Source organism: Prevotella sp. HCN-7019 (assembly GCF_037890215.1).
Lineage (GTDB): Bacteria > Bacteroidota > Bacteroidia > Bacteroidales > Bacteroidaceae > Prevotella.
Genome location: NZ_JBBKBO010000005.1, coordinates 17,387 through 42,647 on the forward strand (window position 1 = coordinate 17,387; position 25,261 = coordinate 42,647).

The window sequence follows — 25,261 nt, forward strand, 5'->3', positions numbered from 1 at the left end:
CATTATAAAAATGACAGTAAAACAGCCGGGAATAACCAAACGATAATCAAATAAAAATCAAAATATGGGAGCATCAAAATGGATAGGAGGCTATCTGGGATTCATACTGGGAGGCGGCCCTCTGGGAGCACTCGCAGGATTTGCCCTGGGATGGCTTTTTGAAAAAGGAATGGACAGTGTCAACGGCAAAGACGAAGGCAACGGACAAATGTTCGATGACAATTACAACCAACAAAGGGCATATGAAGGAGAACGCAATTCTTTTCTTTTCTCACTTCTCGTTCTGTCCTCTTACATCATCAAAGCCGACGGTAAGGTCATGCATTCTGAAATGGAGCTTGTAAGACGTTTTCTAAGCCGTAATTTCGGAGAAATAGCCAAAGCCGAAGGAGAAAAAATAATGCTTCGACTGTTCGAACAACAGAAACAGATGGGAGCAGCAAGTTTCAGAGCCACAATACAGGATGCTTGCCGGCAGATAGAAAGAAATCTGGGCTACTCGCAACGCCTGCAACTGCTTAATTTCCTCGTAATGATAGCCCAAGCCGACGGCATCATCGTAAAGGAAGAGAACGACGCACTCAGAGAAGTTGCCATCAATCTCGGCATTTCCACTGCTGATATAGACTCAATGCTCAATCTGCAGTATGGCGACAGCAGCCTCGATGCGGCATACAAAGTACTTGGCGTAAGTCCGGATGCGACAGACGACGAGATAAAGGCCGCATACAGAAAAATGGCGCTGAAACACCATCCGGACCGCGTAGCTACACTTGGCGAGGATGTGAAGAAAGCCGCAGAGAAGAAATTCCAGGAGATAAACAACGCCAAAGAGCTTATATATAAAGCCCGCGGTCTGTAATCAGAAGGATATCAAGCCCCTGACTTTTAAGAGAAAAGAACTCAAAAACAACAGAAAATTGCATTAAATAAAAACAACATACAAAAAATGCGAAGTGTTCCATTTCGCATTTTTTGTATGTTGCAACAGAATTATTATTCGTCAGCCTTCTTTGTCTTGCGTACTACGCGCTTGCGCTTTGGTTTGTCATCAAGCTCGCCAACAGCAGTCTTAACACCAGCCAGTTCCGGATCAATCATGATACGTCCGCAATACTCACACACAATAATTTTCTTGTGCATCTTAATATCGAGCTGTCGCTGTGGCGGAATCTTGTTGAAGCATCCTCCGCAGGCGTCACGCTGAACGTAAACAATTCCCAGACCGTTACGCGCATTCTTACGTATGCGCTTGAAGCTTGAGAGCAGACGCGGCTCAATCTTTGTTTCCAGATCTTTTGCCTTTGCCTTCAGTTTCTCCTCTTCCTCGCGTGTTTCCTGCATAATCTCGTCCAGCTCACCCTTCTTGTCTTCGAGTGCAGTCTGACGGTCTTCAATCAACAGTTTGTTCTGCTCTAGGTCTTTTTTCTTTTCCTCAACCTTCAGAAGAGCCTCTTTGATTTTCTTGTTGCAAAGCTCTATTTCAAGACTCTGGAACTCTATTTCCTTTGTCAGCGTGTCATACTCACGGTTGTTTTTCACGTCATTCAACTGTGTCTTATAGCGCTCCACGCTTGCCTCAGCCTCCTGTATCTCAGCCTTTTTCTGCGAAACAGCCGACTGGAACTCCTGTATTTCGTCTTCTATTTTCTGTACACGAATCTTAAGACCTTCTATCTCGTCCTCAAGATCCTGCACCTCAAGAGGCAGTTCACCGCGCAGTGCACGCTTTTCGTCTATTCCCGACAACGTTGTCTGAAGCTGATAAAGAGTTCTCAGTTTCTCTTCCACTGATAAATCTGTTGGATCTTTCTTTGCCATAATTATAAATAGATTATTGGATTGGTGTTCGTCTGAGCCATGACAACCGGCACACCCGGACACTCCTCCTCGATTATTGTTTTGAATATTTCCTTCGTATATTGCTCACTCTGATAGTGTCCTATCACGCATATCTGTATCTGCTGCTCGCGTCCGAAGTATACATGATAGTGCATCTCGCCCGTAACAAAAGCGTCGGCGCTGGCCTTCACGGCATCGTCGAGCAGAAAATCTCCCGCTCCGCCACATATTGCCACGCGGCGCACTGGGCGTTTCAGCAGCTCGTTACACATGGCGCAATCCACGCCGAACTGTTTCTTCACACCGGCAACAAACTCCGCCGCATCCATCGGCTGCGGCAAATCTCCTACCACTCCGCTTCCGGCCTCTATACCGTCAACGGTCTTACGTGCAAAGAAATCCACGTTTGTGAGCCCCATTTTCTCCGCAATCTTAAAGTTCACACCGCCACGCGCGTTGTCCATGTTTGTATGCATTGACACCACTGCCACACGGTTTTCTATCGCCTTCATCACCGTGCGTTGCACGCTGTCGGCATCCGAAATGGTCTTCAGCCCGTGGAACAGCAGCGGATGATGAGACACAACCAGATTGCATCCCTTGCTCACAGCCTCGTCGATGATTGCTTCGTTCACGTCAAGGCACAATAAAGCCCCTGAGACTTCCACCTCCGTCAATCCTATTTGCAGGCCGGCATTGTCCCATCCTTCCTGCAAAGGCAGAGGCGCGAAACGTTCAAGGGCGGTCATCACTTCCTTTATTTTCACGCTTTTCAGCTATGTTATGTTTATAATAGGCTACAAAGATAATAAAATCCTTATACATTATATATAGCCAGACGTCCTTTTTACATTATTTTAACCAGTCACACCAATATCTTTAATCCATTGTGCTGACGTCCACCACTTCCGGAACGACAATATAACTGTGTAAAAAATACAGGGATTGACCATATATTTGTTATTAAAACCATATACAAAATATATTCCGCGACCTGCGTCGCCATTTCCTGATGCAGGATATATAAGAAACGGAAAATACGTGGTCGGAATCAAAATCATACGCCATGGATATTCCCCGACAGATGGCTCTTATTTTCTACTGCCGAATGTATAAAAAAACAGAAAAACGATGGATGAACAGTTAAATCTGCTCCGCAAAAATCGCGAAAAAAGTCCACCAGAATGAACCGACTGCCATTTTGGTCGAAAAAACGCGAATTTTCAAGTTTTATGTAATACGCTGATAAACAAACATTTATATAACATCATATTTTCATAAGTATTTTTCCGCTCTGCGAAAGAGCCTTTATTACACTCCGATATGCACCATTTCAGGCATCAAAACATACGATATCAGGGCCTGATATCGTATGTTTCACGGTGTAATAAAGGCTCTCTTGCACGACAATCACTCCGACTCCGGATTCCAATCCGTGTAGAACTGGGTGTTATGCATATAAAAACCACTCCGGATTTTTCTGTAATAAGGAAAACGAAATGTTAAATGTCATAGTTCAAAAGCAAACAGATGTTAATAAATATTTGCAAAAACATGCGCTGTAACAGTGTCATAACAACCATGAATATGTAGCATAACGCTGCATCAGAGTATGCTAAAGGCCGGACGTAATTGGCGACACAGAGAAAGAAAAGACATCATAATCACGTTTCAAAGCACTGACAGCATACAAAAATGCCATGTCGCAGGGGCTCGCACGTAGCTTCACTCGCCGTCTGCTGACATGGCATTTTATGTCTTACGATATACGTTTCTTACTTTTTTATTCCTATACCATATACGTTTTTATCTTATTTCAGACTCGCTATTTTCATTTTCACGCACCGTCACTCAACCTTCACGGATATCTCACGCAAATCTTCGTCTGCCGAGGAATTGCCCACCATAAGCTGATATTTTCCTGGAACGACGCGCATGGTATTTGTCTCACCGTCCCAAAGCTCGAATGTGCTGCGTGGCAGGTCTATGCTCACCGTCTCCGTATCGCCGGCCTTCACTGCCACACGTTTGAATCCGCGCAGGGTCTTCTGAGGTCCTGCGGTGTCCTTAGGATTGCGCACATACACCTGAACAACCTCCTCGCCATCGCGTTCTCCGGTATTCTTCACCTTCACGGTCAGCGTTCCGTTCTTATACTTAGGCTTACCTATCGAGAAGGTTGTGTAGCTGAGTCCGTAACCGAACGGATACAACGGTTTGCCAGTGAAGTATCGGTAAGTGCGTTCCGTCATACGATAATCCTCATAATCAAGCAGTTGCGATGTACTTGCATAGAACGTAACAGGCAGTTTTCCGCCCGGATTGTAGTCGCCGAACAGCACATCGGCGACGGCTGTTCCGGCCTGCTCTCCTCCATACCACGCCTGCAGTATGGCGTTGGCATTGCCGTGTTCTGCAGTAAGAGCAACAGCGCTACCCGAACAGTTGACGAACACCACCTTCTTGCCGGCATCCTTCAATGCCTTCACAAGCTCGCTCTGTGCAGCCGGCAGTTCTATCGTCAGACGGTCGCCACCCTTGAATCCGGGTTCCTCCACCGGCAGTTCCTCGCCCTCAAGACGCGGCGATATGCCGCCTACGAATATCACAACGTCGGCATCGCCCACCAGACCGGCTACGTTTCCGGCGTTCACCTTATCATTATTATGCAGATATTCACAACCCTCTATGAGCCGTGCCGACGGTGCTTTTGCCTTTATTCCCTGCCAGATGGTGACCGTAGAAAGCGGAAATCCGTTATAATTTCCCCACAACATTGTCGAATCGTTGGCGTTAGGACCGAGCACAGCTATCTTCATTCCACTCTTTTTCAGAGGCAGAATGCCATCGTTGCTCAGCAGCGTCATAGTCTGTCGCGCCATTTCGGCGGCAAGCTGACGATGCTCCTTGCACGCCACGATGCTCATAGGCAGTCTGGTCCACTCCACAAGCGCGTCATCGTCAAAGTCTCCAAGCTCGAAACGGGCTTTCAACAGACGTTTCAACGAAGTGTCGATATCCTTTTCGCTCACCTTTCCCTGCTTCAGAGCCTCGCCCAACGAGCGGTAGTCGCTTCCACACTCAAGGTCGGTGCCCGTCACCAAAGCACGTGCACTGGCGTCGCTCTGAGTCTTAGAAAAACCGTGTCCCCACGACTGCCAGAAGTCGCTCACCGCTCCGCAGTCGCTCGTCACAAGCCCTTTAAAGCCCCATTCTCCACGCAATATCTGTTGCAGATAGCGCGTGTTGCCGCAGCACGGTTCGCCGTCGATGCGCTGATAGGCACACATCACCTCTTTCACATCGCCGTCAACCACAAGCGACTTGAACGCCGGAAGATACGTCTCCCACAGGTCGCGCGCCGGCAGATCCTCCACATTGAAGCGGTGGCGGCTCCATTCCGGACCGCTGTGCACAGCAAAATGCTTGGCACAAGCCAGCAGTTTCATATATTTGTGCTTCGGTTTGTTGCCGTCCGGAGCATAGTCGTCGCCCTGCAATCCGCGCACCACGGCCAGTCCCATACGCGATGTCAGATAAGGGTCTTCGCCATATGTCTCCTGTCCGCGTCCCCAGCGCGGATCGCGGAATATGTTTATGTTGGGTGTCCAGAACGACAGTCCGCGATACTGTTCCATGGTGTTCGTACGCTTGGCCTCGGCATTCTTGGCACGCGCCTCGTCGCTCGTCGCCGTAAATACCTTATATACCAGCTCGTCGTTCCACGATGCAGCCATACCTATTGTCACCGGAAACACTGTGGCAGTACCGTTGCGTGCCACTCCGTGCAACGCCTCGTTCCACCACTCGAACTGCGGTATTCCGAGCCTCGGTATGGCCGGCGAATTGTTCATCATCAGCGATATTTTCTCCTCTACCGTCAGTCGTGAACACAAATCCTCAGCACGCTCCGCCGGCGTGAGGTTCGTGTCCTGATAAGGCAGAAGCTGCGCACATACCGACATCGGCATGGCTGCAATAAGCAAAGCTATCAGTTTTTTAGTTTGCATGACAGGTTTTGTTTTAAGAAAAGTTAGTATAATATAATGTGCTAAGATAATAAAAAAAGCAATAACACGAAATAAAAACACATCCCAATCGGATTTTTATGTCTTTATTTCGTGTTATATATATTACAAACAACAATTACGAATTACATCCACATTAGATGTATTATTTCTTCAACCATTTCAAAGGATAGACTTTCTCTATTTGCCTGAGTCTGTCATAAAAGTTTCCAGCGATCTTGCGAGCGTCATCCGGCTTTATTCCTTCATCGTTCAAAGGAGCATAGAACACCACACATTCTAGAAAATCCTTTTCGTCACACACCGGTAAGGAAATTTTATTATTCCATTTATCCATACGCTCGGCCACTTTGTTTCCAACACCATCACCATTTACCAACTTTTCAATATATTTTTGCTCCTCATCGATTCCATCGCACATGCCTATCAGCATGGCCTTAAGCTGGTAAAGAAAAACAGTATTACGGTCGGTAGCCTTGTCCTGGCGTTCCTTAAACATGTTGTCAAGTTGATTCGTTATCTGCACTACCCTTGCATTACTAATCTTTCCCTCAGCAATTCGCTTGTCAATCTCTCGGTTACGTGCTCCAAGCATCATCTCATGTTCTATGTCATGACGATCTGAAGAGTTTAACCTTATACTTGGTGTTGATTCACGATCTACTATCTCCGCTTTCTCTTGAAGAAGATCAGCGCGCATCTGTATTTCCTGCATACTCATTTCTGCCTCACCCATTCCTTCTACGAGGAACATATCTATAAGTTCCAAGGCATTGTCACAAGCAACGCGAGCACTGTCTTTTTCTCCTGACATACAAGTTATTGCAGCAAGCGTAATAGCTGCGTCCAATTCCTTAACAGGGTCATAACAGTATTTTGTAAAATAAGGGTCAAGCATATACCTTCCGGTTTCCGGGTTAGGTGTTTTCCTGAAACCAAAAGTGTGATACGTCTTAAGCATTTCTTTCAACATCTCTGTAGCATCGCCATATCTTCCCAAAGCACTGAGGAGACGGGCACCACACACTGCCGACTCAATGTCGCTCCATCCAGCCCTATGAGTAGAAAGGAGTTTCTCTGCGACACTATCCGCCAAGTTTTTGTCCATACCATAAGAATAATGATGATCCACTAGATGCACAAGTCTTCTGTTTTCTTTCACCAGTGGCACTGCGCTGTATGGTACAACAAGATTTGGTTCGAGTAAATCGGTATCAATATGAAATATCACATCAACCTCAACACCATTGAGCTTGGCAGGTTTCCAACGCGGCATTATAGAGACAACTCGTGCCAATTCTTTCTGCAATTCTGGTGTTACTTCGTCCGTTGTTCTCACAAGTATTGCCTTGCCATCTTTCCTGACCACGCAATCTCCTATTCTAATTTTCGTCACATTTGTCCTTGCCAAACCACTCTTTTTCCAGTATATCCATGATTTAGACGGAAAATTCAGATTTTCACGTATAAACTTATCCATTTCTCCTATACCACCGGGGAACTCAGGCGGGGTATCCATATGGTCATAAACTACCGATGGAATACTGTCACCATATTCATCATCAACAATAAATTTATATTTCTTCAGAGTCTCCGAATTACCAAGATGTTTTTCGCTGCCTTTTACGAACTGTCCGCTCACAGAACAAAAAGGTAGAAATGCCAATAAAATAAAAACAATATTCCTCATAATCATCCTCCCTGTTTTATTTGTTATAATATATTAAGTAAGATAATCATCGACAGTAAACAAGCATACACTCACATTTCATGAGTATGTTATATAAGAGGTCCTCATTTACACAACCATCCGAGCGGATAAACCTCCTCTACCTTCTTACGCTTATCATAGAACGCCTTGGCTGCTGCCTGATCTGTTTCATTTTCTGTTCCTGAGACATTTAAAGGTGCATAGAACACAATGTTCTCCAACATTTCCTTATGGCTTGCGACCGGCAAAGACAAGTTCTTACTCCATTTAGTGAAATATTTTGCCATCTTCTTACCGGCTTCTCCACCAGATACTTCTGAGACAAATGCATGCTCAGCCTCAGTCCCGTCACGCAGACCGGTGAGCATGGCGCATATCTTATAAAGCCTGAAAGCGTCACTCACGCTTTTCCGGTTGCTTTGGTCAAAGTTCATCATATCCATCTGTCCGTTTATCTGGGACACTCTCGCATTGCTTATCTTTCCTTCTGCCATGCGCTGCTCTATTCTCCAGTTCGTGTCTCCAAGCCTTGGTTCATAATCTATCTCACGGCGTTCGGACGGATTAAGCCTTACGCTTGCGCCACGCTCCTTACTTACTATGGCGGCTTTTTCGCGCATCAGGTCATTGTAATGCCGTGATCGCTGCGACTCCGTACCATTATCCCTGATACCCTGCTCTGCCATAGTACCGGCCAACCATATTGCGTTATCGTATGTCTCACGCGCCTTGTCCTTCTGTCCAGACATGTCATATATAGCAGCAAGAGTCATAACCGAATAAAGCTCTACCTTCGGATTATAACAAGAAAGGTCAGGATATAAATTTCCTAAATGGCCATCCTTTGTGAAACCAATATCATGATATTTCACCAGTGCCCTGTCTAGCATGGCCACCGCATCATCATATCTACCCAACATTGCCAGAAGACGGGCTCCTGCCAATGTGGATGTCATCTCGTCCCATCCCTTTTCATGCACAGAATATATCAGCGTAGCCACACTGTCAGTCTGTGCCTTGCTTATTCCAAACTTGTAATTTTCTTTCAGACTGTTGGACGCTTCAATAGCCTTTTTTACATATGGCATGCCACTGTATGGAATATGGAAAAACGGATCAAGCACCGATGTAGATATTGCGAATACCACATCAACAATCTTTCCATCCTTAGTCGCCGGCTTCCAACTCGGCATAAGCGACACCACCCTGGCTATCTCCTGCGACAATGCAGGGTGCATGTCTGTAGGACGTGGGAATATGGCTCTGCCGTCTTTCCTTATGATACAATTACTGCCAAATACATCTTTCTTACTGTATATCGTATCATTCCATGCTTCCGCCGGATAACGGAGATTGTCTATTATGAACTTATCCATGGCACACATACCGCCATAAAACTGCGGTGGTTCGGTCATTACCTGATACACATTCATCGGAATACTATCTGAGCCAATGCCGTCAGTCAAAAATGTCACTTTCTCTGAACCACCATCATCAACATTCTGTGCCATGACAGGAATAGCTGTACAGACTGCTGTCAATATAAAAACCAGACGTTTCATAATAAATCATTTTTAAAGAGTAAAACATTTCACAATAAAACAGAAATAAACAATATTGTCACTCCCTGCTTTACACGTATAGAAACGAACATTTATTCCACCGCTGTTGATGTCCTTTCTCATATATAGAACCAGATTCTTATATCAGAATCCTAACGCACAAACACCTTCATTGCCATTTACAGTCAACCAGTCAGGTTATACATCACCAAATGGCAAGCTCCTTTCATTCTGACTGTTGGTTTTCATAATAATATGATATTTTGGTTTTATTTTGTCCAAATATACGAATAAATATACCAACGCAACAAGAATGTTGTGCAAATTATAATTAAGCAATGGTTAATAATATCAAAGCACTGCCAGAATAGAAACTTTATCCTACAGAAGACATCTGACAAAAGACAATCATATACACAACGGCCGCAAGACACAGAAATCCCTACTGCCATTCGTTAAGGTCTGCAGTGGCTTCCACCGCCTGCTCCACATCATCCGGAAGCGACTGGAAGAAGTCGAAACCGGTGATGCGCTCCACCTCGTCAACGCTGTTCACATAATCACCTTTCGGACGGTTGCCGTCTTCATTCTTATAGATAAAACCTATGGCTTTAGGCGTACCGCGCATGCAAAGCACCACCTTGAAAAAGGCTTCAGGCACCACCACCTTGTGCTTTCCGATGGTTTTGTGACGTCCTTTATAAAGAATCGGTCCACAGACTATGTATATGTCACCGTTCTCACGCGCCCAACTGCGGCACGCATTCTCCATCTCGTTCCAGTCGCCACGGTTGAGTCCGGGTGCCTGCGGACAGATGTTTGTGAAAAGGAACGACTGACGCATGGCCTCACTATCCCATTTGTTGTCACCAGCCGGACACATATGCCCGCGATCATAACCTGAGTTGTAATAGTCCCAGTCGTCGGCACGAGGCGTCGGTACGTCCTCATCCTCCATAAAATCAATGCCCTTGCGACTGTGACTACCCTTAGTATTATCGGCCGTAAGATGCCATGCCACCCAGTTTGGCAGTTTTGTCTTCTTATTATAAGATGTGACATATCCCGCACGTTCAAGTATCATCGACGGCACTGAATCGGGAGTTACGGAAAGGAGTAAATCGTCCCCACCCTCCGGCTGCTCACGGGAAACTTGACTATCATTGGCAACCGCACCGGCAATGGCCTTCAACGTAGCGGCACGATGGCGCATAGCGTCCGAGCACGACGCCGTCATTGTGAGCGCAGCAAGCGCAAGGCCTGCATAAAAAGTTCTTGTTCTCATAGTTCTGTTTATTATAATCAAATCACCGCCTGCGGGTATCCGCAGACGGTATTTTATATCTCAATAACATAATGCCATGGACTTAGTTGTCCACGGCGCATAATTCAATTCTCTTCTTCCGGTCCGTCAGTTTCCTGAACGGTGGTTTCCTGCACTGCAGGAGCTTCTTTACTGTCGGTTTCGCGCAATGGTTTCAGGCGACTGTATGCGTCAAACATATACTTGCGTGTGAGTATCACGGCAAGCAACACCGACATAACCGAAACGCAGAACGCGGCAGCCATGACCATCATCTGGAACGCAGCAGCCTCCAGCGCTCCGCATCCGCACATTATCATTGTCCACATCATCACCGGTGCCGTGCCTACAACCACAGTAGACATCTGCGAAAGTCCCGGCACAACGGCTTTATCAAGAGCGCGACGCACAAACATATCGAGAGCTTCGGCGTGTGTAGCCCCATTGCCGAGAAGATAGAAATAGAGCTGGTTATGGTGTTTCAATCCGTCATAATATGCCGAAAGCGAATCAGCACACACCGTTATGGCTGTACCCGAAAGGATGCCGACAACAGGCAGGAAAAAACGTGGACTGACTACAGCATCCGTGCCGAGCGTCACAAGCAAAAGCCATGCTCCGACGACTATGACCGACACTGCCACAGCAGCCAGGACAGGAACAAACAGCACACGCAGGCTAAGACGCGAACGAAGTATGGATGCCACCGATGCCAGCACTATGAGAGCCAGTACAAACAGAAGGCTCATCGCCACGCTGCCGTCCTTCTGAAGCATATACATCACAAAGCCCATAATGCCCACATAAATCACCATCCGGACAATGGCCGACATAGCCCGCCCCGCGGATATGCGCAGTCCATATCTGTACATAGCCGCCAATGGCAGGGCCAGAAGCAGCATTCCAAGCAGAAATCCTATTAATGTTATGTTCATTTTCTTGTTTTTTCTAAATGTTCAGATGCCCATTTCTATTGTTTTGTCACACATTCCGGCAAGAGCGGTGTCGCCCGTTGCAAGCAATACAATATGACCTGACGAGGCAAGGGTGCGCAGATAGGACATGACGACAGACTGAATTTCACGGTCATGTCCGGCAAACGGTTCATCAAGCAGAATATTCTTTCTGTTCACCACTCCTGCTACCGAAATCATCATTCGGCGTAAAGCAGACTCGCCAATCTCCTCCAGCGGTTTGTCATAAAGGGCAGTGTCAAGCGCTAGACGTTTCCATTCATAGAACAATTTCTTGCGTGCATAGGTAATATCGGCATTCGCCCTCAGTTCTGACAAAGCCTCGAATACCTCGGCAAAACTGCGTACGCACAGTCTAATGTCCTGCGGCACGTACAGCATATCAGCTCTGAAAAGTGCCGCAGTACGTGGCAATATGGCCTCACAGTCCACCGACACATAACCGGAAGCCAAAGGCAGAAAACCGAGAAATGCCCTGATGAGCGATGTCTTGCCGCATCCGCATGGTCCGGTTACAGCCGTCAGACCACTATCTGCCGTACAGAACGACAGATCACGGAACAACTCATGTCCGCCAACAGAAAGAGTACCATCTTTTATTTCGAGCATACGCGTTATTCTAAAACCCATGAAAAAGAGCCTCACAGCCCCGCTGCCGAATGAAAAACATCAGCAACAAACCGACTGTACGGCCGCAATAAAGCATTAAGTAATTGCAAACATACAAAAATATCATGGCACGTCCAACTTTTGACATCGTTTTTTTATGCGTGTCCCTAAATAGAGCACGCGCGTCAAGCCTACCGTGTTTGAACTGCCTGAAAGCCGGTTATTCTTGAATATTCATACACTCCGGAAAGTAAATTACCCAGACAATATTTTCTATAAAAGATATTTGACAGATACGACAAGAACATGCCAAGAAGCGATAAAAAACACGATAGAAAGCAGGAAAAAGACTGAGCATAAGACATAAGAACCGTATATATAGTACAAGAAGGCCCGTTCTTTTCCACAAAACAGGCTTTCTCACAATGCGGAAAAGACGGTTTCGTAATGTGAGAAAGGCCGTCTGGCAACACCAAAAAGCCTATTCCGTATGTCAGCAATAAAGTAAAAAAAGAGAGACAACAAGCAACAGACTGAATAAAAGCCTATCCTAACACCCTCAAGAGAGCTGCGTATTTGTGACAAAACAGACTCTGGCTGAAAACGACAGCGTTCTCACAAGGTTGTACGTGAATATTTATACACGGCATACTTGCAGAAACGTATAAAGCAGCAAAAGCATGCATACGTACAGAAGGACATGAGTAATAGAAAGCTCCATAAACAGAACAGCGCACAGACCATACGTGAACCAGACTTCACTGAACATAATACATAGATGGAAAGAAACAAAAAATCTCCGCAGGCATTTTGCCGCGGAGATTTTTTATGTCTTATACAATGTATTTCTATTAGAAGAAGAGGTAACGGTTGTCCACTACGTTAGCCTTGAGATAAAGCTCGTTCATGAAGTTTCCAGCCCACTGCAATGCTTTCTGACGTGCGTTGTCGCGCATAGCCTTCTCATCGAACTTGCCTGGACGCATCTTCTTGTCAACAACCTGGAACACGTAAACTCCAGCCTCACCCTTAACAGGTTTTGCAGAGAACTTGCCCTTGGCTGTAGCAGCAACAGCACCACTGAGTGCCTGCTCGCTTGCGCCTACTGCAGGGATAAATACCGGTGAGTTGAATGTAACCTGATTTACTTCTGAAACATTGGCACCCTTAGCCTTGGCATCATTTACGCTCTTAGCGCCCTTAGCCTTTGCCAGAAGAACTTCGGCCTTTTTGTCTTTCAACAACTGGTTCTTCACATACTCGTTAACTTCCTTATCATCGAGTGTGCGGTAACCCTTTTCGTGAATCTTATCTATAACTGCGATGAGCAGGTGGTCGTTGTCGCCACACTCATACATCGGAGATATCTCGCCTTCCTTTGCTTCGAACACCCACTTGAGAGCGTCGCGTGTGCTGCGTATGCCAGCAACGTCGTGCTCGGCAGTTGTGATATTCTTGCGCTCAAGCACTGTATAACCGTTCTTCTGAGCGTTCTTAAGAAGTGCTTCAGATGTCTGGTTTGCGCTGACAAAAGCGCTGAACTTGTTGTAAGCAGCAGAATATGTGTCGCGTGAGAAATCAACACTGCGCTTGATTACAGCTGCAACATACTTGTCAGTCATAGCTCTGCGGTCAACAACCTGCATGATAACACTTCCCTGTGTGAACTGTATGCTCTTCAGCTCGTTAACAGCAGATGTGTTGATAGCTGTGATATAGTTCTTGGTGTCCTTATCCATAGAAGGAGCGCTTTCATACTGACGTGTTGTCATCCAGAATTTCTCTCCGGCCTGACCGTACTTCTTTGCGATGAGTTCGAAGTCTGCTCCACCTTTCAGTGCGTTGTAGATTGAGTCTGTGCGCTGCTTGATATCAGCGGCATCCTTACCTGCAACCTGGATCTGACGCAACTGAATTGAGTCAGGAAGCTGCTGTTTTGAAACTATCTTTATAAGGTTGAGAGTATTGTCAAGCTTGTTTGCAATAACTTTTGATGTGCTGCCAACTGCAACAGAATCCAGACGGCGTGAGATATCGAACGGGAAAGCATTTTTTGAAACAGGTACTCCGAGATATGCTACCTGAGACATGCTCTTACGTACTACTTCTGTAGGATCGGCTGCAGCTGCAAGTTCTTTTGCATAATTGTTGAATTCTTTCTCAAGAGCTGCACGGTCTTTGGCAGATGCTGTAACCTTTACATCGATGTACTTGATGTCACGGCTCTCTACATACTGTCTGAAACGTTCCTTCAGTTCGTTGTACTTGGCGTTCATGTCAGCATCGTTGTACTTCAGTTTGCTGTCCTGAACACTTGAGTACGGGAACACTGCGAGGCTGAGTTTGCTCTCCTCGTTAGCGTCCTTATATGCCATCTTAGCCTCTACCTTGTTTGAAATGAGGCACTGTGCGAAAAGATTCTGGTATTTCTGTGTAAGCAGCTGCTGACGAAGACTCTTCTCAATAAATGTCCAATACTTGTACATCGGCTCGTACTGAGCGGCAATCTGAGGATTGGTTGTTTTCTGAGTCTTGTAATCGGCAATAAACTTCTTGAGTGCGTTTGCATCGAAACGTCCTGTCTGCTGATTGATGAAAGGAGTGCTCATGAGCATCGGGTTTGTACCCTGATTGAGAACATTCTGCATCTCTGCGTCTGTAACAGTAAGACCGAGCTTCTCTGTTTCGTTCTCGATGATCTTGTTCTGAACGTATGTGTTCCATACCATGTCTTTCACACGGTTCATCTGTTCGTCGTTCAGACTTTCAGATCCCTGCTGCAATTTCATCACTTCAGTGTACTCGTCTACAAGTGCCTGAAATTCCTGAATATTGATTTTCTCTCCTAATACTTCGCCGACCTGCTGGCGTTTGTCGTTCTGTGACGTTTCACAAGAACGGAAGGCCTCTTCGGCGATGAATGCAAAAAGGCCCAGACCGATAACACCTACCAGCAGAGCACCTTTGCTTCTGATTTTTCCTAATACTGCCATTACTTTTGATTATTTATTATTTTTATTGTTTTTTCTTAATTTAAGACGCTGTGGGATGTGCTGTATATACAATAGATTTGTAGGTTATCAACATATACCGCACACTCTGCGAAATGCGCACAAAAATACTAAATTATTGTCAAACAATGGAATTTTTCGTATAAAATTTGATTTCAGGGTTTAACTTTTAGCTTCACAAGCTCTATTTTTGACATAGTGCTCTTCATTATCTTAAATTCGAAACGGCCGGTGTGTATTACCTCGTTGAGTTTCGGGAAACTCTGGTAAACACTCAGGATAAGACCACCCACAGTCATGTACTCATCACTCTCGGGAAGATCAAGACCGAACATCTCGTTCACTTTGTCAATTTCGAGTCTGGCAGAAAGAAGATACTCACCCGGTGCTGTTTCCTTGGCTATGTATTTGGCACTGTCGTGTTCATCCTCTATGTCACCGAAAATTTCCTCTACAATGTCCTCAAGCGATACGATACCACTCGTTCCACCAAACTCGTCCACAACCACTCCAAGGCTTTTCTTCTGCTGAAGGAACATACGCATAAGCTTGCGCGCTGTCATGGTTTCGGGCACAAACGGCATCTTGTAAATACAATCCTGCCAACGGTCTGGATTTCGGAACATCTCTGAACTGTGCACATAACCCACTATGTGGTCAATATCTCCATTATAGGCAATTATTTTTGAGTTTCCGCTTTCAATGAATTTCATAAGCAAACCGTCCTTACCGTCATTATTTATGTCAACAGCATTGATCTCTGTACGCGGAACCATACAGTCACGCACTTTCACGTCCGAAAACTCAAGAGCATTATGGAATATCTTCACTTCTTCCTCTATATCCTCTTCACTCTTGGCATTCTCAATGCTCGACTGCACAAGATAATCGAGGTCCACCTTTGAAAAGCCTTCGTCGTCACATTCCTTTTCCATTCGTATTCCTACAAAACGGAGCATCATTTTGGACAGAAATGTCGAAAAACGACTTATCGGCCATAAAACAAGATAGAAGAAATATGCCGGAAGAGCAAACATAGCAAGAAGACGGTTGGCATTGTTCTTGAACAGCACCTTTGGCAGAAACTCTCCTGTAAAAAGGATTATTACTGTAGAAAGGACTGTGTCTGCAGGTACGGTGAAGCCGGCATCCATACCTTTGAAAATTGTGCTGTCAAACAGTTTGGCTATAAGTATACCATACATTACAAGCACAATGTTGTTGCCGACAAGCATCGTACTGACAAATCCGTTAGGATGTCTGTAGAACAAAGATATGAGTTTCTGGGTGAGACTGTCACGGTTCTTGTCCATTTCTGCCAGCATGCGGTTGCTCGAAACAAAGGCAATCTCCATACCGGAAAAGAAAGCCGACATGACCATTGTCACAAATATACCGGCCAAAAGGGGAATATCAGTTTCCAAAATATTATGTTATAGTTATTTTTTCAAGTATATACGACATATCCTGCCGTCCGTCTATCTGGGCGCAGGCAATTTGCGTTGTGGAAGCGCCTGTGGGCGCAGTTTTGCTTTTGCCGTATCAGGCAATGCAATTGTAGTGTCATTTTCCTCACTGGATATATCGCCTTTCACAAACGAACCAGAAGTGTTTGACACGTAATATCTTGTCATACGTTCGTCGCTTCTGAAATACTTTCCCTCCAGTGTACGTTCCGGTGTGACAACACGCGACGGAGCATACGAATAGAATTCATGCTTTCCCTCATCCCAGAACAACTGGTTGCCGGTATATATGATACCGTTCTTATTATGCACCGTCACGCGATTGCGGAGTTCCCATATTCGTTTCTCGTCATAATAATAAGCGGTGTCACACTGAATATACGCCTGCACATGGAACTTCTCGTCAAACTGTTCGAAAAACAGGCCTTTCTCGAATATCCAACGCGACGGCTGACGTATCTGGTTTACCTCCCAACGTTCTGTTACGATGCGGTATTTTATTATTCCGGAATCGGAAATCAACGTATTCACACCATAACTTGTCATCATTGATACCGAATCACGATCGTGGATGGCAGGCGCAGTATGCTCTTTCTGCTCATTACATGAGGCAAAAAGCACTACACCTACAAATGCCATCAATATGTGAGACTTATTGATATTCAATGATTCAATTCCTTTACGTTAGTATCTTCAGGAGACAGGATTAATCCATCTTCCACTTTGCGAACCAACGTTCGTTGAACAAAAGACCAATGTTTATACGGAAAGAATTCTCCGTTATGAACATCTTTGAATCCTGACGTACCCACTGTGCCGAGATATTCAGTATCGAACGGTTGTTTATCTTGTTTATAATCGGAATACCGAATCCGGCACTTACACTATACTCCTTAGGACCATCCTGTCCGTTTATCTTTATATAAGGTGTAGCGTAAGAAGCACCAAGTCTGTATCTTACACGTTTGAAAAAGTTACGGCTGTTTTCATCTGGGCAGACCTCACCACCTAAAGTAAACTTATGTCTGTCGCTGAACATATTATCTGCGAGTTTATACTGAGGAACCTCATTAACTACAGTGTATACAGGATATTTGTTTTTTGACCACTGCTGAAGAGAATAGTCAAATCCAACCTTCACTTTTCCGTCATGGTTCCACATCAGTCCGACTCCGTACATTGTAGGAATCTCTAATCCGTTATTCACAGAATACCTTGCCGTATCCGCAACATAAGTCTGCGAGTTTGTAGAAATTACCATACATTCAGGATCGGCACCGAGTTTGTGTCCAAGGCTATAAACCAAACCTAACGTCAACTGATCCTTTTTGGATAATTTGGCTGTATACTGCAAGCCAAGATCCAGTTTATAACTGTTTACCGATGCAGAATAATATTTAGATAAGGTGTTTATATATCCGTCAGAATAACTGTTCACAACTGCGCGGTCATAACTTCCCCACAGGTATGATATGTTGGCACCGATAGAAAATCCTTTGAACGGTTCCCAACCCATACCGAAATAGACCTGATGAAGGCCACCGCTTCCAGAATAAGTGTTTGTGTATGTCACTTTATCTTCGTCTGTTATATCGCCAAGTGTCTGATCGCTCGAATAACTGTATCCGATATTCGAAAACGGCAGAAGACCAAAGCTTATTCCAAGATGACGTGTCAGTCTGAAACCAGCAATAACATATTCGAAACTTCCATTATTTACGTTCTTTCTTACACCGCCCTCCTCATAGTTGGTTATCTGACCGGATATTCCGGCATCCAGAATAAAACTCAGAGAGTCTATCGAAGAATATGAAGCAGGATTCAACACATTCAACTGATTGTGTTCGCGAAAGCCGAGTCCGAGTCCATTCATGCCGCGAGAATATCCTCCCGCATTCTCACTGAGTACACCCAGTCCATATTGGCTGTATGGCGAATTAGTACCGCTTTGAGCATATGACGCCATGGCCATGAGTCCCATGAGCGAAGCGATAAAGATTTTTTTCATTTTCTATTTCAGCTTTTGTAAGAATATTGACCGGAAACATGTTGTCGTGAGCCGGTTCTCCACTGTTCGACAAACAATTGGTTGCAAAATTATTGAAAAAATTCGAAATAAACTCACGATAAGTGGGAAATATAAGTTATTTTTGCATCGTGAAACGTTTTATATCTCTTTTAAGATGTCTTTCGCTGATTATTTGCCTACTACCTGCAAACAACATATCAGCACAACACTATGTTGAATCCGATCTGAATATGGATTCTGTTGAAATAAGTCTGCTCACATGCAGGCCACGACAGAACGTATACAGTCTTTACGGACATACAGCCATCAGAATACAAGACAAGCAGAACCATTTGGACATGGCCGTAAATTACGGAATGTTCTCATTCGACAAGCCATTCTTCATACTGCGTTTTGTATTCGGACTCACAGACTATTCTATGGACATAGAAGACTTCGAGGCATTCAGAATATATTACGCTACTAGAGGAGCCGGAGTGAAACAACAGACCTTGAATCTGACAAAAGAAGAAAAAAGAGCTATAATAGATGCTATTATAAAGAACTATGAGCCACAGAACCGCGTATACCGATACAATTATTTCTATGACAACTGTACCACAAGGGCACGCGACATACTGTTGGACAACATAAACGGCACAATAAGATATCAGACAAGAAATAAAAACAGCGAATCATATCGTGAAATGATCCACGATTACAACGAGCAGCAGCGCTGGGCAAGATTCGGCAATGACCTGCTGCTCGGCATAAAAGCGGACTTCCCGACCAACCACGAGCAACAGCAGTTCTTGCCGGATAATCTCAGAAAAGATTTTGACAACGCTGTGGTTATAGACAAGAACGGACTGAAAAGAGCACTTGTAAGCAACAGCTCATGGGTAGTACTTCCCGGAACCCAGGCTGAATGGAGTGGATTTCCGTTGTCGCCGACAACCTGTGCCATAATCTTCTTTGTTATAGTTGTGGCTTTCTCAATTTATGAGAGATGTAAAACAAAGATGTTCTGGGGTATGGATATCTTTCTGATGCTGCTCACAGGATTATGTGGTCTTATACTTCTTGCCATGGTCTTCTCACAGCATCCGACAGTAAGAGTCAATCTTCAGATATTGCTTTTAAACCCAATATCCCTGATATGCCTGTATCAGACAGTGAAGTGTCTGCGCAGAAACATCATACACAGTTGGCTGATGGCATGGATGATTCTCATTGTCCTGTTCCTTATCGGAGGATTTTTCCAGAGCTATGCAGAGGGAATGACAATTGTGGCATTATCTTTGCTGATAAGATACATATTAAAATTTGACCAAATAGTGCGAACCAGAAAATGAACAGATATTTATCGGCAATAATCATACTCGCCGCCCTTACAAGCAACACCGAGCTACAGGCCCAATCGCTCAAGCCAGCCCCGAGGTTGGTTGTAAATATCATTATAGACCAGTTACGCACTGACTACATAGAACATTTCTCACCGCTTTATACGCCCGACGGCTTTAAAAAGCTGCTCAATCAAGGTTGTGTGTATGAGGCTGCAAGATATACTTTCTCACCAGTAGACCGTGCATCGGCCATAGCATCGATAAACACCGGCACCACACCACAATATAATAATATAGTAGGAACACAGTGGCTGGACCGTGCAACTCTGCGTCCTGTATATTGTACGGACGATGAAAAATACGGCGATTCGCCTCAAAAACTGTCAACATCAACCATAGGTGACGAATTGAAGGTGGCTACACGTGGCACCGCACTCGTATACAGCGTCGCGCTTGACAAGGATGCAGCCATTCTGTCCGGAGGACACGCAGCAGACGGAGCCATCTGGATAAACGAGAAAAACGGCCGTTGGACAACATCAACATACTATTCGGATGCCTCACAAAACCTTATAAAGGCATATAACAGCACAAACAAATACAGCGCCGACAACGATGCCGTTGCTGACTTATCCCTTGCATGCGTGAATGACATGGCAATGGGACGCGACGACATTACGGACATGTTGTCAGTCGTATTGTCTGCCAAAGGCAAGGACGAAGCCAACTGGCAGTCGGAAATGGAGATACTTTATCTCAAGCTGGACAAGATAATAGCAACACTTGTAAGAAAAATTGAAGATTCTGTCGGCAGTGACAAAGTTCTGTTCATGCTTACAGGCACAGGTTATACAGACAACGAACCGATAGATTATCAAAAATACCGCATACCCACAGGCACATTCTACATCAACCGTACAGCAAACCTGCTGAACATGTATCTTGGTGCCATTTACGGCCAAGGACAATATGTAGAAACGTGCTACCACAATCAAATATACATCAACCGAAAACTTCTCGAGCAGCGTCACATCAGTTTTGCTGACGTTATATCACGTTCCAAAGAACTGCTCACACAAGCAGCCGGCGTACGCGATGTGACAACAAGTCCATACAACCCGTCTGTAAGCGGCGATCTGTTCATTGAGGTTGCCCCGGGATGGCAGCTGCTCAATGAAGACAATCAGGAAAACTACATGGCAAGGGCTGCCTTTGTACCGTTCCCCATTATTCTGTATGGTGCAGGTATAAAGGCCGAACATGTCTCCACTCCGGCAACAGTTGACCGGATAGCCCCGACTATTGCAAAAGCCATAAGAATAAGAGCTCCCAATGCATGCTCAGTGGCACCGCTGCAATAACAATCATCCACGCATCATGCTTATCTGACGTGACTATTATGTCACGATTATCTGTCATGCTGCGTATCATAATTCCACCCCACTATAATCAATCTTGAATAAATAAAAAACAACAACATAATGAATTTTAATAAATTTTTACAGTCGCTGTTCGGAAACAAATCAACCAGGGACATGAAACTCATACAGCCTCTCGTGGAAAGCGTGAAGGCTGTATATCCGGAGATAAAGAAACTGAGTAACGACGAACTGCGAGCACGCACAAAAGAAATCCAGGCTTATGTACAGAATTCTGCAAAAGAGCAGAAAGACAAGATTGCCGCGCTGAAAGCGAAAATCGAGGAAACACCTATCGACGAGCGTGAATCAATCTTCAACGATATAGACAAGCTGGAGAAGGAAGTTCTCAACATATATGAGAAAGCTCTTAACGAGGTGATGCCAGTGGCATTCAGCATCGTGAAGGATACAGCACGCCGTTTTGCAGAGAATGAGGAAGTGGTTGTGACCGCCACCGACTTCGACCGCGAACTCGCAGCCGATCCAAGAAAAGACTTCATCACAATCGACGGCGACAAAGCCATATACCACAACCACTGGACCGCAGGTGGAAACGATCTGAAATGGGAAATGGTACACTACGACGTACAGCTCTTCGGAGGTATTGCCCTACACCAGGGAAAGATTGCCGAAATGGCAACCGGTGAAGGTAAGACACTCGTCGCAACACTGCCGGTATTCCTCAACGCGCTTACCGGCAACGGTGTACACGTAGTGACAGTGAACGACTATCTGGCCAAACGTGACTCCGAGTGGATGGGACCGCTCTATATGTTCAACGGTCTGTCAGTAGACTGCATCGACAAGCACCGTCCGAACTCACCTGAGCGCCGCAAGGCTTATGAGGCCGACATCACATTCGGTACAAACAACGAATTCGGTTTCGACTACCTGCGCGACAACATGGCCATTTCGCCGGCCGACCTCGTACAGCGCAAGCACAACTACGCCATCGTCGACGAGGTTGACTCCGTACTTATCGACGACGCGCGTACACCTCTTATCATCTCCGGTCCGGTACCGAAGGGCGACGACCAGATGTTCGAGGAATACCAGCCGCTTGTAGAACGTCTCGTTGATGTTCAGCGCAAGCTCGCTACACAGTTCCTTGCCGACGCAAAACAGAAAATCAGCGAAGGCCAGGCCAAGAACGATCCGAAACTGCTTGATGAAGGTTTCACAGCTCTCTACCGTTCACACAAGGCTCTGCCGAAGAACAAGCCACTCATCAAATATCTTTCTGAGGAAGGTATCAAATCCGGTATGCTCAAGAAGGAAGAGTACTACATGGAGAACAACAACCGCCGCATGCCGGAAGCCGTAGAGCCACTTTATTTCGTGGTTGACGAGAAGCTGAACAGCTGCGACCTCACCGACAAAGGTACAGAATGGCTTGCCAAACAGGTGAACGACAAAGATCTGTTCGTGCTACCCGACATCACATCACAGCTCTCCGCACTCGAAAACGAGAAGGATCTCAGCGAACAGGACCGTCTCGACAAGAAAGACGACCTGCTCAACCACTATGCCGTACAGAGCGAACGTGTACACACGCTGCAGCAGTTGCTCAAAGCATACTGTATGTTCAATAAGGACGACGAGTATGTTGTCATCAATGGCGAGGTGAAGATTGTCGATGAGCAGACCGGACGTATCATGGAAGGCCGCCGCTGGAGCGACGGACTGCACCAGGCCGTAGAGGCTAAGGAGCACGTGAAAGTGGAAGCTGCCACACAGACATTCGCCACAATCACACTTCAGAACTACTTCCGTATGTATCACAAGCTGGCAGGTATGACCGGTACGGCATCCACCGAGGCTGGCGAGTTCTGGGACATCTACAAACTGGATGTTGTCGAAATCCCAACCAACAAGCCTGTGATCCGCAACGATATGGACGACCGTATCTACAAGACAGCACGCGAAAAATACGCAGCCGTTATTGAAGAAATAGTCGAGATGCGCAACAGCGGACGCCCGACCCTAGTAGGTACAACATCTGTCGAAATATCCGAGCTTCTGTCAAAGATGCTCAACATGCGCAAGATACCGCATCAGGTGCTCAACGCAAAGCTCCACCAGAAAGAGGCCGACATCGTGGCCGAAGCCGGACGCAGCAACATGGGCACAGTCGAGATTGTTGATGAAAACGGAAACAAACACACAGAAGAGCGTCTGCTCGGTGCTGTGACCATCGCCACCAACATGGCCGGCCGTGGTACCGACATCAAGCTGACACCGGAGGTAAAGGCTGCCGGAGGTCTGGCAATCATCGGCACAGAGCGTCACGAGAGCCGTCGTGTAGACCGTCAGTTGCGTGGACGTGCAGGACGTCAGGGCGACCCGGGAAGCTCAGTATTCTACGTTTCGCTGGAAGACAAACTCATGCGTCTGTTCGCAGCCGAGCGCATCGCCAACGTAATGGACCGTCTAGGATTCAAGGAAGGCGAACGCCTCGAAAGTCCGCTTGTATCAAAGAGCGTTGAGCGCGCACAGAAGAAGGTGGAGGAAAACCACTTCGGTATCCGTAAACACTTGCTCGAATACGACGACGTGATGAACAAACAGCGTACCGTTATCTACGAAAAGCGCCGTCACGCACTCATGGGCGAGCGCATAGGCATGGACATCACCAACATCATCTGGGACCGCGTGGTGAACATCATCGAGACAAACGACTATGCAGGCTGCCGCGAGGAATTCCTCAAGGTGCTCGCTATGGAATGTCCGTTCACTGAAGACGAATTTGTAAACAGCAAGCGTCCCGACCTCGAAGAACGCGCTTTCCAAGATGCTATGGCTGCATTCAAGCGCAAGACCGACCGCATACAGAGCGTTGCATGGCCTACAATCAAGGAAGTTGAGGAAACTCAGGGCGAGATATATGAACGCATCATGGTGCCTATAACCGACGGCAAGCGTGTTTACAACATACCGTGCAACCTCAAGGAGGCTTACCGCACCGAGGCCAAGGACGTTGTGAAGCAGTTTGAGAAAGCCATCATGCTCCACATCATCGATGACTGCTGGAAGGAGAACCTGCGCCAGCTCGACGATCTGCGCCACAGCGTTCAAAACGCTTCTTACGAACAGAAAGACCCGCTGCTCATCTTCAAGCTCGAGAGTGCCAAGCTGTTCGACTCTATGGTGAACGATATGAACAACCGCATATGCAGCATCCTTACACGCGGACAGATACCTGAAATACAGCGTGTGGAAGAAGCTGCACCGGAGCAGCACTCACAGCGTTACACCGAGCAGAAGGACGACCTGACCGACAGAAACCAGCAGGCAGCAGCCAACCAGGACACACGTGAGTCGGCACAGCGTCAGAACACTCCTTACATTAAGGACAAACTGCCAGGACGCAACGATCCCTGCCCCTGTGGAAGCGGCAAGAAATTCAAGAACTGTCACGGACGCGGCCTTGTATAACAACAGGCGCGGACATATCTGTAAGACATAAAACAACGTGATAATGAAAGCGGAGCGACACAGTGTCGTTCCGCTTTTTTGTTCCCATAACCGTCATTCGCATTTTCCCATTTCATGTATACCTAAATCCATAACTCTATCGCCAACACGTACGAAACCAAAACATCACCATTCCCACACACTATTTCCTTCAATCAACCGCATAAAACCAACACCATGATCATACTCCACACTACAGCATGACATACGTCTCACGCATCACCCATCGCCTCACTGTATAAATATGCAGAACTCCAATCGTCTCTGCATATTTATTCATCGTCAACCTCGCGAGAATTGAATATTTGCGACCAAGAGTCCGTCCGGACGCAAATACGCAATTCTCAGAGAGGTTAGCTTAACACATTATAAATCAAGCTATTACGCACACAAATCTTCAAAAGTTACATTTTAGCTGTGCGAAAAAGCCTCTTTCACACCACGATAAAACCCATATTAGGGCACGAAAAAGGCCTTATCAGCCTATGAAATGGTACATATCGCAT

Annotated in this window: 16 protein-coding genes; 4 read left to right on the plus strand and 12 right to left on the minus strand. The window is 46.0% G+C overall.

Annotated features, from left to right (window positions below; translation table 11 throughout):
* Positions 1 to 64 precede the first annotated feature (64 nt).
* The gene (locus tag WKT13_RS08150) at positions 65 to 862 is read left to right on the plus strand and encodes a DnaJ domain-containing protein (protein WP_298618057.1); all 798 of its coding nucleotides are present in this window, start codon (positions 65 to 67) and stop codon (positions 860 to 862) included.
* 134 nt (positions 863 to 996) lie between these two features.
* On the opposite strand, the gene WKT13_RS08155 is transcribed toward WKT13_RS08150, so the two are convergent.
* The 12 genes from WKT13_RS08155 to WKT13_RS08210 all read right to left on the minus strand — a co-directional run bounded on the left by WKT13_RS08155 (position 997) and on the right by WKT13_RS08210 (position 18,514).
* The gene (locus WKT13_RS08155) at positions 997 to 1,821 is read right to left on the minus strand and encodes a zinc ribbon domain-containing protein (protein WP_298618055.1); all 825 of its coding nucleotides are present in this window, start codon (positions 1,819 to 1,821) and stop codon (positions 997 to 999) included.
* Positions 1,822 to 1,823: 2 nt separating this feature from the next.
* Complete coding sequence (locus WKT13_RS08160; protein WP_340323517.1) at positions 1,824 to 2,609, minus strand: Nif3-like dinuclear metal center hexameric protein; 786 nt, start codon at positions 2,607 to 2,609, stop codon at positions 1,824 to 1,826.
* A 1,080-nt stretch (positions 2,610 to 3,689) separates the two neighbouring features.
* Positions 3,690 to 5,852, minus strand: a complete 2,163-nt coding sequence (locus tag WKT13_RS08165) for a glycoside hydrolase family 3 C-terminal domain-containing protein (protein ID WP_340323518.1) — start codon at positions 5,850 to 5,852, stop codon at positions 3,690 to 3,692.
* Between the two features lie 163 nt (positions 5,853 to 6,015).
* Positions 6,016 to 7,560: a hypothetical protein gene (locus tag WKT13_RS08170; protein ID WP_340323519.1), complete on the minus strand. Its 1,545-nt coding sequence runs from the start codon at positions 7,558 to 7,560 to the stop codon at positions 6,016 to 6,018.
* Positions 7,561 to 7,664: 104 nt separating this feature from the next.
* On the minus strand, positions 7,665 to 9,143 hold the full coding sequence (locus WKT13_RS08175) for a hypothetical protein (RefSeq protein ID WP_340323520.1): 1,479 nt from the start codon (positions 9,141 to 9,143) through the stop codon (positions 7,665 to 7,667).
* 442 nt (positions 9,144 to 9,585) lie between these two features.
* Positions 9,586 to 10,428 (minus strand): DNA/RNA non-specific endonuclease, encoded by an 843-nt coding sequence (locus WKT13_RS08180; RefSeq protein ID WP_340323521.1) that lies wholly within the window; start codon positions 10,426 to 10,428, stop codon positions 9,586 to 9,588.
* A 104-nt stretch (positions 10,429 to 10,532) separates the two neighbouring features.
* Positions 10,533 to 11,381: an ABC transporter permease gene (locus tag WKT13_RS08185; protein ID WP_340323522.1), complete on the minus strand. Its 849-nt coding sequence runs from the start codon at positions 11,379 to 11,381 to the stop codon at positions 10,533 to 10,535.
* A gap of 21 nt (positions 11,382 to 11,402) precedes the next feature.
* A complete protein-coding gene (locus WKT13_RS08190; RefSeq protein ID WP_340323523.1) occupies positions 11,403 to 12,029 on the minus strand; it encodes an ATP-binding cassette domain-containing protein in 627 nt (208 codons plus the stop codon).
* Positions 12,030 to 12,880: 851 nt separating this feature from the next.
* Positions 12,881 to 15,022, minus strand: coding sequence for a peptidylprolyl isomerase (locus tag WKT13_RS08195; RefSeq protein ID WP_340323524.1), 2,142 nt, complete (start codon positions 15,020 to 15,022; stop codon positions 12,881 to 12,883).
* Between the two features lie 173 nt (positions 15,023 to 15,195).
* Positions 15,196 to 16,422, minus strand: a complete 1,227-nt coding sequence (locus WKT13_RS08200; RefSeq protein ID WP_298618065.1) for a hemolysin family protein — start codon at positions 16,420 to 16,422, stop codon at positions 15,196 to 15,198.
* Between the two features lie 96 nt (positions 16,423 to 16,518).
* On the minus strand, positions 16,519 to 17,145 hold the full coding sequence (locus WKT13_RS08205) for an LPS export ABC transporter periplasmic protein LptC (protein WP_340323525.1): 627 nt from the start codon (positions 17,143 to 17,145) through the stop codon (positions 16,519 to 16,521).
* A 67-nt stretch (positions 17,146 to 17,212) separates the two neighbouring features.
* Entirely contained in the window at positions 17,213 to 18,514 is a 1,302-nt protein-coding gene (locus WKT13_RS08210; protein WP_340323526.1) for a hypothetical protein, read from the minus strand.
* A gap of 149 nt (positions 18,515 to 18,663) precedes the next feature.
* Between WKT13_RS08210 and WKT13_RS08215 the strand changes: the two genes are divergently transcribed.
* From WKT13_RS08215 to secA, 3 genes are all read left to right on the plus strand, one after another.
* On the plus strand, positions 18,664 to 19,869 hold the full coding sequence (locus WKT13_RS08215; RefSeq protein WP_340323527.1) for an Lnb N-terminal periplasmic domain-containing protein: 1,206 nt from the start codon (positions 18,664 to 18,666) through the stop codon (positions 19,867 to 19,869).
* Positions 19,866 to 21,221, plus strand: coding sequence for an alkaline phosphatase family protein (locus WKT13_RS08220; RefSeq protein WP_298618024.1), 1,356 nt, complete (start codon positions 19,866 to 19,868; stop codon positions 21,219 to 21,221). Before WKT13_RS08215 ends, WKT13_RS08220 begins: the two co-directional genes overlap by 4 nt.
* 120 nt (positions 21,222 to 21,341) lie before the next feature.
* A complete protein-coding gene (gene secA, locus WKT13_RS08225; protein WP_298618021.1) occupies positions 21,342 to 24,716 on the plus strand; it encodes a preprotein translocase subunit SecA in 3,375 nt (1,124 codons plus the stop codon).
* Positions 24,717 to 25,261 lie beyond the last annotated feature (545 nt).